Origin of the sequence: Sinomicrobium oceani (assembly GCF_900119185.1) — a bacterium.
GTDB classification, from domain to species: Bacteria; Bacteroidota; Bacteroidia; order Flavobacteriales; family Flavobacteriaceae; genus Sinomicrobium; species Sinomicrobium oceani.
Window position 1 is genome coordinate 128987 of record NZ_FPJE01000010.1, and the last position, 13528, is coordinate 142514.

Below are 13528 nucleotides of genomic sequence, written 5' to 3' on the forward strand. Positions count from 1 at the left end.
TAAATGAAACACGAATGTTTAAAGAGGTTGCTGCCGATGATTATTCTCCTCGGCAACATCATTGCTAACGCCCAGGGCAATTCGGATTCCCGGATATCCGGAACCGTAACCGATGCCATGGGAGAACCGCTTCCCGGGGTAACGATTATGATTAAAGACACCAATACCGGAACCGTTTCTGATATGGACGGTAGTTTTGAGATCAGGGCTTCCCGGGGAGATGTAATACGCTTTTCCTATATAGGAATGAAAAGTGTAGAGCAGATTGTCGATGAAGCTTCGGTAATCAACATTGAGATGGAAGAAGATAATGCCTTGCTCGATGAGGTTGTGGTAGTTGGATATGGCGATCAGAAGAAGGAAGAGCTTACCGGTGCCATCCGCACTATAGATCCGGATGATGTCAGGGATCTTCCCGTATCCAATTTGTCAGAGTCCCTGAGGGGACAGATCCCGGGATTATCCGTATCAGGAGGTTCTACCCGGCCCGGAGAAGCTGCGACACTTCAGATCCGGCAGACGTTCGGATTTTCCAAAGATGGTAATACCACCTTACCGCTGGTAGTTATAGACGACATGATACAGGTAGACCCGGAAACGGGATTGCCTACGCTGGAAACATTCAACCGGTTAGATCCCTCCGAGATAGAAAGTATAACCATACTCAAGGATGGTTCTGCTGCGATTTACGGGGCGAGAGCTTCACAGGGAGCTATCGTGGTAAAAACAAAAAGAGGTAAGATCGGAAAACCCACATTCAATTATTACAGCCAGTTTTCTTTTAACGATGCTGTTAGCCATAGTAAAACAATGAGTGCCTATGACTATGGGATCTGGCATAACCGGTTTTTAAAAGCCGATAACCGGGATAACGAAGGAAGAAATCTGTTTTCCGCAGAAGAACTCGAAGAAATGAAAGCCCTTGATTACAACTGGCTGGACAAGGCCTGGTCTTCTTCAGGTCAGCAAAGACATTCCTTTAGCGTAAACGGCGGTACCGAAAAAGCGACTTATTTTGCAGGAGTTACCTATTTTACCCAGGGGGCAAACCTCGGAGACCAGGATTACGACAAATGGAACTTCCGTACCGGGGTTAATGCCAAAATATCCGAAAGTTTCGACCTGTCTGCCTCTGTTTCCGGAAATTCCGGAAGTGTAGAAAAATCCTTTACCAAGGCGGCGGCCAATATCAGTGACAGCAGTTACGGCTCCAAAGCAGGAGGCGGTGAACAGGCCGATTACGGTTACCTGCTTCACATGCCCGGCTATATCCCGTGGGAAACAACGGTAGACGGGGAGCAATACTGGATGTCTCCCTTTCCCCGTACCGACCGCAACCTGGGGAGTGCCAACTCTAACAGGACCATTGCGGGATGGAATTACTTTGCGACCCTCAACAACGGATCAAGACAAACGGAGGAAGATTTTATGTACAACTTCAATGTGTCGCTGACATATAAGGTCCCTTTTATCCAGGGGTTGTCTGTTAAAGGAACGTTTTCCAGAAACGAGAACTCCGTGTACACCGAGCAGGTCCAGTTGCCTTACGAACTGGCGCGGATTACAAATTACAATAACGAAGGACGTCATCTGGCCAGTGCTGCGGAAGATTCGGACTATCGTATAGAAACCAATGAACGGAATGCCCGTGTGTATTACAACAACCGGAATACCAAAAGTACACAGGCCAACTTCTTCGTAAACTATGCGCGGACCTTTGGCGATCATGATATCAGCGCCATGGTTTCCATGGAACGTTCCGAATCCAGTTATAAAAGCACGCGTCTCGCCTATGAAAATACATCTGCCGATTACCTGGGTACCCACGAAACGGCAGGAGATCTATCCAATAATTCCACGTCCTACAAGGGCGAGGCCGGAACATTGTCATATTTAGGAAGGGTTAACTACAGCTATAAGTCCAGGTATTTATTTCAGTTTCTCTTTAGAAGCGATGCCTCTACCAAGTTTGCGCCCGAAAATTACTGGGGATTTTTTCCTTCGGTACAGTTGGGATGGATCATGTCCCGGGAAAATTGGTTTGAAGATGCACTGCCTTGGGTAGACTTTTTGAAAATACGGTATTCGGTAGGTAAAACAGGCAAAGACAATATTAAAGCCTGGAGATGGAAACAGTATTACGATTTGTATACCGATAAAGGATTCCAGTTCGGAAGTGACGGCGGTCAACTCGGTAACGGGCTGTCTCCCAAAGTCAATCCCAATAGAAACGTAGGCTGGGATAAAACCATAAAACACAATGCAGGACTTGATTTTAATATACTGGATAACCGGTTACAGGTCACTGCCGATTTTTATTACGACAAGACCACCGATATGCTTACCAATATGGCGAGTTCTGCCGGAGTGCCGGTTTCGGTCGGTGGCGGATTCGCAGAGCAGAATTATGCAGCTGTCGATGCGTGGGGAGCAGAATTCAGTGTAAACTGGCGGGATGATATAGCCGATGATTTTTCTTATAATGTGGGGGTCAACTTTGGCTTTTCCAATAATAAAGTTAAAAGATATCCGGATCAGGCGCTTCAGCATCCTTCTTTTAACGTCATAGAAGAAGGGGCCTCTCTGTTCTTCCCCGTATGGGGACTCGAAACCTGGAAGGGGACATCGAGCGGGGACGGAATTCTGCGTACTGACGAAGATATACAGAGTTACTGGAATTACCTGTCCGCCAATGCGGCATCTGCGGGAGTAGATCCGATGTATTTCGATATTAATTCTATGGACGGAATGCGTAAAGGAATGATGGCCTATAACGATGTTGGAGGGCAGTTCGATGCAGAAAATGGTACCCAGGCCGGTCCGGACGGACAAATAACCAAGAATCTCGACTATGTAAAACTGGTCAGGAAAAACCGTACTTATGGTTTTACGACCAATCTCGGCATGGCGTACAAATCCGTCTATTTCAGAACACAGATACAAACTTCATGGGGCGGGATCCGCATGGTGGATATCGTAAAGCAGGGAACTTCCTCATCACATAATATGTGGGCACATGAAAGTTACTGGACCGATATGTATGATCCGGATGATAATGTGGACGGAAAATATCCCAATCTCGCTTTCTATGATTATGTAGCCCAGCCTTCCGATTTCTGGAAACTGAATACATTTTCATGTGCTATCCGTAACATGACCATAGGTTATGAACTTCCCAAGGAGTTTCTGTCGAAAGTATTTATAAACAGACTTACCCTGGGAGTTACGGGGAACAATCTCTGGTTTCTGAACAATCCGTATCCCGATAATTACAGAAACATGTATGATAACTCTTATGTAAGTTATCCGACACTCAGAACGTGGACTGTAAATTTAAATGTGACTTTCTAACTTAAACCGGAAGATATTATGAAAACAAAGATAACTTTATATGCAAGTGCAATTTTTCTCCTGGTTACTTCAGCTTCCTGTAGTGATGATTTCCTGGAGGATATGAAGAATTACGGGGAGTATGACGATACCTTCTACCAGAATGAAGAACGGGTAACTTCGTATATAGACAATGTGTATTATGATTTTTTTGCCGGGTATACATCTCCCTTATCAACCGTTACCGGGGCGTACAGTACGGAAAATTCCGGACTTACCGAAGAAATCGGGGGGATGAGAGACCTCATCAACCCCACACTTACCCTGTTTAATGCCGATGATGCTTCGGGGTATTACGGTACCCGGCTCGAAGATAAGGTGAAAAACGAGCCATATCACCGGATCAGGGATTGTAATGCCTTTATAGAGGAAGTAGATGTAAAAGGAGCGAATCTCGATGAAGAATTTCGCAACAGGGCCAAAGGGCAGCTCTACTACCTGCGTGCCATGCAGTATTTCGACCTGATGCGCGTGTACGGAGGTGTACCCATCGTTACCGAAGTGCAGACACCTTCTTCGACAGACGAGAGTATAAAGCTTCCCCGTGCCAGCGTCTCCGAGGTGGTGGCCCAGATCGTGGAAGACCTCGATATGGCTGCGAGCCTGCTCCCTGAGAACTGGGAACCGGCCGAATACGGTCGTTTTACAAAAGGGGCGGCCCTGGCGCAAAAAGCAAGGGTTTTACTCACCTTTGCCAGTCCGCTGTTTAACAGTAACTGGGACAGCAGCGAACGCTGGCAGGAAGCGCTTCAGGCTGGCCTGGAGGCCGAAAGCCAGTTAACGGCAGATGGCTACGGACTGTATGGCAATTCTGTAAAAGACTGGGAAGAAATGTTTCTTGTAGATAATTCCTTTTGCTCCGAAGCCATTACCGTACAGCTTTTGGGTAGTGGCAACCTGAGCAACTATCTGAATAATTCCTGGGAAAAAAATATCCGCCCCAACAGTCAAAGCGGTGGCGGAGGGCAGACCGTGCCCAAGGAGATGATCGATCTTTTTCCTATGGCCGATGGTTCAAGACCTACCTCAGCCAATGGTTATGATGATTTTCTTTTCTTCCTCGACCGCGATCCCCGTTTTTACAGAACATTTACCTTTTCCGGCAGAAAGTGGGGGTATAAAGAAGATCCGGATGCCGTGGTATGGGCCTACCGATGGTTAGATAGTGATGATAAAGAGTATTTCAGCGATGATAACCAGGTTTCCAGCCCTGCACTGGTATGCAAAATGAGCAATATGGAGGTAACCGGTGAAAGCGGTTTCGAATACTCCGGGACCGATATTTTCGAATACCGCTATGCCGAGCTCCTGCTGAATATAGCAGAATGCTATGCAGCTATAGGCGATGTGGCCAATTGTGTGTCTTATCTCGGCAAAGTAAGGCAGCGTGTAGGTATTCCTGCAGCCAACAATTATGGTCTTGGTACCCTTGGCAGTAAATACGAGGCTATAGAAGCCTGCCTGTACGAAAGAAGGGTAGAACTGGCATACGAAGGAAAACGTTTCTGGGACGTGCAGCGCTGGATGCTTTACAATGATGATCCCTCCGCAGGAAACAATACCTGTGCCATGCTGGGTGTAAACCCGATCAATGGTACACAGCGTACCGGCTATTACCTGCAGTATAATGGTGTAGCTGCCACAGATCCCCTTGCCGGTATCCGGGAAGGTATAACCGTAGATCCGGATTCCGGGGACTTCGAAACTCAGTTGGAGGAACTCGCCGCTATTTACACCGACAATTTTGTCCTGGAAGACCTGATCACGCCATTGGATAACGTGAACGGAGATCCCGTACAGATAGACTGGAAACAGAACTATTACATACAAGGACTGAACAGCAGTATTCTTACCCAGAACGATTGGCTGGAACAGACCATAGGCTGGAAAGATGCTTCCGGGGTAGACGGAACCTATAATTACAGAGAATAGTAATATACAACAGTATATTTTGAGTAGTGGATAATGATTAAACGAGCATGAACCCGTATAACGGAAGAAGCTCGGGGAAAATACAATATGGGATGACGCAAAGGCCAATCACAGGTCCTTTTGCTAAAAGTCCCGGATGGTATCTGATTCAAATCAATAAACAAATCTGAAAATCAATGAAAAAAACTATAATGCTATTTAGTCTCGTGTGTTTCCTCTTATCCAGTGGATTCACAGCCCCCGATACTGCACAGGCAAATGTGGAATTGGGAATCGTATTGCCGTACAGTGGTAATTACAATAACTGGATTATAACCTTCACAGGAAGTAACGGTACCTATACCTTTACAACCAACGATGATACTTTTGACTCCCAGATACTGGGAGCCATCCCCGAAGGTACTTACGATATAGAGTTTAACAGCGGGTATTTTCCCTCCGGCTTCGATTTCGGGGTCTGCGGGCCTACCTATTACCATTTTCGCGTGAGAAGCGATAGTTTTACCTGGTATGGAGCTGTTATAGAAGACGGAACTTATATTCAGATCGACGAAGGATATTAATCCGTAGTCCGGACGATAAAGTATCCGTAGCCCTGATCTCTTATCCACTACTTTTAATATATAGCATTATAGTATTTTAAATTATTTATATTTCAATAAACCGAAAAAGCCTGATTATGACCCGTAAAAAAATTGCATTGACCCTCTGGCTCACCTCATGTTCGCTGATTGCCCTGGCGCAATACCCGAAGCTTACCCAGGAAGACAGGGACAGGGAAGCAGCCATAAAAAAGGAAGCCCTTAGAAAATCGGATGAAGCCTGGGAAAAAGCGTTGCCCGTAGTAGAAAAGGAGGCGCGGGAAGGCAAACCCTATATCCCGTGGGCATTTCGCCCTGATGATCTGCCACAAGCCGGTATTCCCGCATTTCCCGGTGCCGAAGGTGGCGGAATGTACAGTTTCGGAGGCCGCGGAGGTAAAGTATATACCGTAACCAGTCTCGAAGACGAAGGCCCGGGAACGCTTCGCTGGGCATGCGAACAGGGAGGAGCCCGTATCATAGTATTTAACGTGGCCGGTATTATCAAGCTCAACAGTCCGCTGATCATCCGTGCACCCTATATCACCATAGCCGGACAAACCGCTCCCGGGGACGGGGTTTGTGTGGCCGGGGAAACCGTATGGATCGATACGCACGATGTCGTTATCCGGCACATGCGTTTCCGTAGGGGAGAAACCTTCGTAGGCCGCAGGGACGATGCCATAGGCGGCAATCCCGTCGGGAATATTATAATAGATCACGTTTCCGCCAGCTGGGGACTCGATGAAAACATGTCCATATACCGGCACATGTACAGTCCCGGGGCCGATTATAAAGAAGAAAAGCTCGGTACGGTAAACGTCACGATCCAGAACAGTATTTTTTCCGAAGCGCTGGATACCTACAACCACTCCCTCGGAAGTACCCTCGGTGGAGAAAACTGTGCGTTTATGCGTAACCTGTGGGCCAATAATGCCGGGCGAAACCCGTCTATCGGCTGGAACGGCATATTCAATTTCGTGAACAACGTTGTTTTCAACTGGAGTCACCGTACGACGGATGGCGGAGACTATAAGGCCAAGTACAATATCATCAACAACTATTACAAACCCGGTCCGGTTACCGACCGCTCTTCATCGGTGAGTTACCGTATCCTTAAACCCGAAGCAGGGAGAAGCAAGCTCGACACCCTTGTTTTCGGAATGTCTTATGTAGAGGGCAATATCGTAGAAGGCAATGCCAGGGTAACCCGCGATAACTGGGCAGGAGGGGTACAAATGGCCGGAAAAAGCGATTTGATGTCTCTGGAGGAAGCTTCGAAGTACTTCCCTTATATGAGGGCCAAAGCGCCGATGCCCATGCCGCATATTACCATTATGCCTACCGAAAAGGTACAGGATTACGTCCTGGCCAACGTCGGGGCTACCTTACCCAAAAGAGACCCGGTAGACGAAAGGGTGATCCGCACTGTAAAAACAGGAAAACCGGAATACGTAAAAGGGCTCAACCCGGACGATTTCTACCAGTTCAAGCACAGAAGGCTCCCGCCGGATGCCTATAAACAAGGCATTATTACCGATATAGCCCAGGTAGGAGGTTACCCGGACTACAAGGGAAAACCCTATAAAGATTCCGATGGCGACGGTATGCCGGACAAGTGGGAGAAGAAGTACGGTCTGGACCCCGATGATCCGTCCGATGCAAATCAGGACATGAACGGGGATGGCTATACCAATATAGAAATGTACATCAATGGTATAGACCCTACCCGAAAAGTGGACTGGACAGACCTGAAGAACAATAAAGATGTACTGGCCGGACAAAAAAACGGGCTGGCTACCTATACCCGATAATACCATACCACACTCCGGGAGTTGTAACTTCCGGAGTGTGGCCCATAAATAATAGCAGCAAATGAAGTTTAAAAATCTTTCCATAGGTGTTTTTTCCGTGTGTACCATGTTTCAGGCCTATGCGCAATATCCCGAGATACCGGAGGATTTACAGGCACGGACAGATGCCAGGATGCAGGCAGAAGAAGAAAGACTGGCAGAAAAATGGGAAAAAGAAGTCTATCCCGTAATTCGGGAAGAACGAAAACAGGGCCGTCCCTATGTGGTATGGGGTTCCTATCCGGACGATTTTGTCAAAGCCGATATTCCTGCATTTCCGGGAGCCGAAGGCGGAGGCGCTTTTACTCCGGGGGGACGCGGAGGAAAAATATATGTGGTGACCAGCCTGGCCGACAGCGGTCCCGGAACGCTCCGGGAGGCCTGTGAAGCCGGGGGAGCCCGTATCATCGTATTTAACGTAGCCGGGATTATCCGCCTGAAAACTCCCATAAGCCTCCGTGCGCCCTATGTTACGATTGCAGGGCAGACCGCTCCCGGCGACGGGGTTTGTGTAGCCGGAGAAACCTTTGGCATCGACACCCATGACGTTATTATAAGGCACATGCGCTTCCGGAGAGGAGAAACCGACGTAACCCGTCGCGACGATGCCCTCGGGGGCGACCCGATGGGAAATATCATCATAGACCATTGTTCCGTAAGCTGGGGACTGGACGAAAATATGTCCATGTACCGCAATATGTTCCGGGCCAATGCCGACTCCGACCGTCAGAAACTGCCCGCGTCAAACATGACCATTCAGAATTCCATTTCCTCCGAAGGACTCGACACCTACAACCACGCTTTCGGCAGTACCATAGGAGGGCTTCACAGTACCTTTCTGCGAAACCTTTGGGCCGATAATGTCGCCCGGAACCCTTCCATAGGGATGTATGGCGATTTCACTTTTGTCAATAACGTACTTTTCAACTGGTGGAACAGGTCTGTAGACGGTGGTGATTACCGTTCCATGTATAATATCATTAACAACTACTATAAACCCGGTCCCATAACCCCCGATGGAGATGTGCGCTACAGGGTACTCAAACCCGAATCGGGCTGGCTCGACCCCAAAACGTACGGGCGCGCCTATGTACATGGAAACTTCGTGGAAGGGAATGCCGAAGTAAGCCGTGATAACTGGAACGGCGGAGTACAATTAGGGAGCTCACCCGAAGAAGAATGGCCTGAGCACTTTGCCTATATGAAACAGGAAAAACCTTTTGATGTCCCCGCTTACACGATGATGTCAGCAAAAGAAGCCTATGACTTTGTCCTGGAAAATGCCGGGGCTACCCTGCCCGTAAGAGACCCCGTGGATAAAAGGATCATAGCACAGGTCCGTACCGGAAAAATAAATTACCGGGACGGAAGAGAAGCAGATACCGGAAAAGAATTTATAAAAAGACGACTTCCGGCCGACTCTTACAAAAAAGGTATTATCATAAATGTAGCGCAGGTGGGAGGATACCCGAACTATCAGGGAAAACCCTATAAAGATTCCGATGGCGATGGTATCCCCGACAAATGGGAGAAGAAATACGGACTCGATCCCGATGATCCCTCCGATGCCGGTAAAGATAAAAACGGCGATGGTTATACCAATATCGAGAAGTATATCAATGGTATCGACCCTACCCAAAAAACAGACTGGAAGAAGCCGGAAAATAACAGGGATACCCTGAAAGATATGAAGGGCGGATTATTGCAATAACCCCGGAAAAACCTGATAAACATTTTGTTTATTAATTATTTTAAAATATTTATAATTAGGTTTTTATTTTAATTAACTTAAATAATAACTTTATAATGAAAATACAGAGCAGAAAGTATCTTGGTTTACTGTGTATTGCGGTATTTATCACCTGTTGCGGTAGCGTATTTGCCCAGCATAAGTTTGATGAAGCCTATATAAAAGTGACCAATGAGCGCGCAGAAAAAATAGTAGAAGACCTCGGCATTTCAGATCGCGGAGAACAACTTGCCGTACGTGATATCATAGCACAACAGTATCGAGACCTCAGTGTTATCCACGATGCCCGCGATGAAAAACTCGAGGCAGTAAAAGAAGGTTCCGGAAGTAAAGAAGAAAAAGAAAAGGCCCGGAAAAAGATCGGAAAAAAAGCAGATAAGGCATTGGCAAAATTACATAAATCCTACCTGAAAAAACTCAATGCCCGGCTTGGTCCCGAACAGGTAAACGCGGTAAAAGACGGAATGACCTATGGCGTATTGCCAAAAACATACCAGGCATTCCAGGAAATGATCCCCGATCTTACACCAGAACAGAAAGACACCATTTTTACTTATCTTACCGAGGCGCGCGAACGTGCTATGGATGCAGGGTCATCCAGGGAAAAACACGGCTGGTTCGGTAAATACAAAGGGAAGATCAACAATTATCTTTCCGCGGAAGGATACGATCTCAGGGAAGAAGGAGAGAAATGGCAGGAACGCATAAAAGCACAGGCGGCACACTGAAAAGACCACTTTGCAGTGCTAAAAATAGTAGTTAGTTGTGTAGGCAACAGATAGTTGGCAGTGTGATCTGTTTAAATAGATATCGCCTGCCGGCTTTCTGCTGTTTTCATGTTATGGCCATAAGGCCAGTAAACAAAGGAATAATGTATTTTAACCCATCGTATAAACGCATGCTTACCCATGGTAAAACACGGGGATGTGGAATGCTCGTTTCATCCTTTTTTTTCGTTTGTTTTACCATCTGTGCCCAGGTAAAATATCCGGATATCCGGAAAGGAAGTAAAGGAGAACCGGAATATGTCAAAGATGAACATGGAAACCGCATCCCCGATTTTTCATATAGCGGTTATTCGGCCTCCGAGTACCCTGTACCCGATGTTCCCGTAAAAATATATGTCCCCCGGGTAACAGGAGACGCTACGGCACTCCTGCAGGAAGCCATAGACTATGTCAGCAGGCAAAAACCCGGTAAAGACGGCTTCCGCGGAGCAGTATTGCTGGATAAAGGAACCTTTACACTTCAGGGAGCACTTCGCATATCACAGTCCGGGGTGGTCCTTCGGGGGAGCGGGGCCGGAGAAGGCGGTACGGTATTACGCGCAGAAGGCACATCCCGGGGTCCGGTTATACATATTGCAGGAATAAATAACAGCCGCTACACGGATACCCTTGCGGTAGCCGATACCTATGTACCCGTAAATGCGGTAAAGGTCCCCCTGAAAAGCACCCGGGGGCTAAAGCCGGGCGATCTTGTCCATATCCGTAACGTGCCTTCGCAAAAATGGATCACAGCCCTGGGAATGGAGGAGTTCGGAGGAGAAACCGGGTGGATAGGATGGAAACCCGGGGATATAGATATCCGCTGGGACCGGAAAATAGTTTCGGTAGAAGGTAATACCATTACCATAGATGCGCCGCTCACAGACGCGCTGGACCCGGACTACGGGCCGGCGGAAGTCATGCCCTATACCTGGAACGGACGGATTACCAGGACAGGAGTAGAAAACATGCAGCTGGTATCCGCCTACGACCAGGCCAATCCAAAAGACGAACAGCACCGGTGGTTCGGGATTATCATGGACAACCTTACCGACAGTTGGGTAAGGCAGCTCGGTTTCCGTCATTTTGCAGGAGGGGCCGTAAAACTCTTATCCGGCACGAAGCGGGTTACCGTAGAAGATTGTAAATCGCTCCGGCCCGTATCGGAAACAGGCGAGCCGAGACGATACACCTTTTACACCGAAGGGCAGCAAACCCTTTTTCAGCGGTGCTATTCCGAATACGGGGTCCACGACTTTGCCGTAGGTGGTTTCGGCACCCCCGGGCCCAATGCTTTTGTGCAATGCAAGTCGTACCTGCCGTATAGTTTCAGCGGTGCCACAGGAAGCTGGGCCTCCGGGATATTGTTCGATATCACGGAGATCGACGGCCATGCCCTGAGTGTAAAAAACAGGCAACAGGAAAGCCGCGGAGCCGGGTGGACGGCGACAAACAGTGTGTTCTGGGAAAGTTCCGCATCGCTTGTAGAATGCTATAGCCCGCCCATCGGGCAAAACTGGGCTTTCGGCGTATGGGGGCAGTTTTCAGGCAACGGGCACTGGAAAGATGTCAATAACCACATTTCCCCAAGAAGCCTTTTTTATGACCAGCTGGCCCGGCGACTGGGGCAGTTGCCTTTCGATCCCTTTCTCATGGATATCGGTACCGAACCCTCTTCCAGTCCCACCATAGCACAGGCAGCAGAACTTACAGCTTTGGCCGAACGAGGGAACACCACGCTTCCGGAATGGATAGACCGGGCATATAAAAGAAGTCCTATCCCTGTAAATCATAAGGGAATAAAGAGTATTACCGAAATAAAAACTTCACAGGAAGATGACAAGGTTTTATCCCCCGGAAAAGTGAAACTGGTCAACGGCTGGCTTACGTTCGGCGACAGTTTGCTTACCGGTAGCCGCTTTAACGTACAATGGTGGCGGGGCAGCCTGCGGCAAAAAGATATAGCTCAGGCCAAACCCCATATTACCCGTTTCGTTCCCGGCTACAGCGGTACCGGATATACCGACGATCTTGCGGAAGTAGTACACTACATGAAGGACAATAATGTAGCAGGTATAGAACACAATTACGGTTTGTGGTACGACCGTCGGCGCGACGATCATGAACGCACACGTCGTATCGATGGCAATGGCTGGCCGCCGTTCTATGAGCAGCCCTTTCTCCGCAGCGGACAGGGAGAAGCGTGGGACAGGCTCAGCAAATACGATCTCACCCGGTATAATGCCTGGTACTGGAACCGGCTCAAATCGTTTGCGGACAAAGCCGAAAAGCAGGGAAAACTGCTCGTGCACCAGCAGTATTTTCAGCACAATATCCTCGAAGCGGGAGCCCATTGGGCCGATTCGCCCTGGCGTCCGGCCAATAATATCAATAATACAGGCTTTCCGGAGCCACCACCCTATGCGGGGGACAAGCGCATTTTCCTTGCAGCACAGTTTTACGACATAAACCACCCGGTACGGCGTAAACTTCACGAGCAGTACATCCGTAAGGGGCTGGAGAATTTTTCGGGCAACAGCAACGTTATACAACTCATCAGTGCCGAGTATACCGGTCCGCTGCACTTTATGCAGTTCTGGCTGGACGTGGTCGCAGCATGGGAAAAAGAAAGTGGCCAAAAACAGTGGATAGGCCTAAGCGCTACCAAAGACGTACAGGACGCCATACTGGATGATCCCGTGCGTTTGCCCGTGGTCGATATCATAGATATCCGCTACTGGTATTACCGGGAAGACGGGTCGCCCTATGCCCCGGAAGGAGGAAAAAACCTTGCACCGAGACAGCATGCCCGGAAAATGAAAACAGGAAAGGAAACCGACGAACAGGTGTATCGTGCCGTTCGGGAGTACCGTTTGCGGTATCCCGGTAAAGCCGTCATCTATTCCACACCCGCATCCCCACGATTCGGATGGGCGGTCTTGATGGGGGGAGGTTCCCTCGCTGCCATCCCCGCCGTAGAGCTCCCGGAATTTTACAGCGCCCTGCCGGGTATGCAGGTAGCGGCAAAAAATGTTCCCGGAACCCGGATACTACAGGATGAAGGAACCGCCTACCTGGTATATATTAGCAAAAATGCGAGCTATACGCTCGATCTGGACCAATACAAAGGCAGTTATGCCGTGTATGAAATAGACCCGGCAGACGGCTCGGTAACCCGAAGGAAAAACTTTCGGGGAGGCCGGAAGCATGGTATAGAAGAAACCGACAAACTCATATTCATCGTTAAAAGATAAC

7 protein-coding genes are annotated in these 13528 nt (G+C 48.4%); all 7 read left to right on the forward strand.

Annotation, left to right across the window (positions count from 1 at the left end; genetic code table 11):
• Positions 1–3: 3 nt before the first annotated feature.
• The 7 genes from BT112_RS10535 (at position 4) to BT112_RS10565 (ending at position 13527) form a co-directional block, all read left to right on the forward strand.
• Positions 4–3351 (forward strand): SusC/RagA family TonB-linked outer membrane protein, encoded by a 3348-nt coding sequence (locus tag BT112_RS10535; RefSeq protein WP_072317335.1) that lies wholly within the window; start codon positions 4–6, stop codon positions 3349–3351.
• A gap of 18 nt (positions 3352–3369) precedes the next feature.
• On the forward strand, positions 3370–5322 hold the full coding sequence (locus BT112_RS10540; protein ID WP_072317336.1) for a RagB/SusD family nutrient uptake outer membrane protein: 1953 nt from the start codon (positions 3370–3372) through the stop codon (positions 5320–5322).
• Between the two features lie 176 nt (positions 5323–5498).
• Entirely contained in the window at positions 5499–5885 is a 387-nt protein-coding gene (locus tag BT112_RS10545; RefSeq protein ID WP_139276119.1) for a hypothetical protein, read from the forward strand.
• Between the two features lie 116 nt (positions 5886–6001).
• Positions 6002–7717: a polysaccharide lyase gene (locus tag BT112_RS10550; RefSeq protein WP_072317338.1), complete on the forward strand. Its 1716-nt coding sequence runs from the start codon at positions 6002–6004 to the stop codon at positions 7715–7717.
• 61 nt (positions 7718–7778) lie between these two features.
• Complete coding sequence (locus BT112_RS10555; RefSeq protein ID WP_072317339.1) at positions 7779–9467, forward strand: polysaccharide lyase; 1689 nt, start codon at positions 7779–7781, stop codon at positions 9465–9467.
• 95 nt (positions 9468–9562) lie between these two features.
• Positions 9563–10234, forward strand: a complete 672-nt coding sequence (locus tag BT112_RS10560) for a DUF3826 domain-containing protein (protein ID WP_083564873.1) — start codon at positions 9563–9565, stop codon at positions 10232–10234.
• A gap of 143 nt (positions 10235–10377) precedes the next feature.
• Complete coding sequence (locus tag BT112_RS10565) at positions 10378–13527, forward strand: DUF6298 domain-containing protein (RefSeq protein WP_245777022.1); 3150 nt, start codon at positions 10378–10380, stop codon at positions 13525–13527.
• Position 13528 lies beyond the last annotated feature (1 nt).

Excerpts from the sequence above, each read along its gene's own strand:
- BT112_RS10560 (WP_083564873.1), top strand. The coding sequence starts at position 9,563 with ATGAAAATACAGAGCAGAAAGTATCTTGGTTTACTGTGTATTGCGGTA.
- BT112_RS10565 (WP_245777022.1), top strand. The coding sequence starts at position 10,378 with ATGTATTTTAACCCATCGTATAAACGCATGCTTACCCATGGTAAAACA.
- BT112_RS10545 (WP_139276119.1), top strand. The coding sequence starts at position 5,499 with ATGAAAAAAACTATAATGCTATTTAGTCTCGTGTGTTTCCTCTTATCC.
- BT112_RS10555 (WP_072317339.1), top strand. The coding sequence starts at position 7,779 with ATGAAGTTTAAAAATCTTTCCATAGGTGTTTTTTCCGTGTGTACCATG.
- BT112_RS10540 (WP_072317336.1), top strand. The coding sequence starts at position 3,370 with ATGAAAACAAAGATAACTTTATATGCAAGTGCAATTTTTCTCCTGGTT.
- BT112_RS10550 (WP_072317338.1), top strand. The coding sequence starts at position 6,002 with ATGACCCGTAAAAAAATTGCATTGACCCTCTGGCTCACCTCATGTTCG.
- BT112_RS10535 (WP_072317335.1), top strand. The coding sequence starts at position 4 with ATGAAACACGAATGTTTAAAGAGGTTGCTGCCGATGATTATTCTCCTC.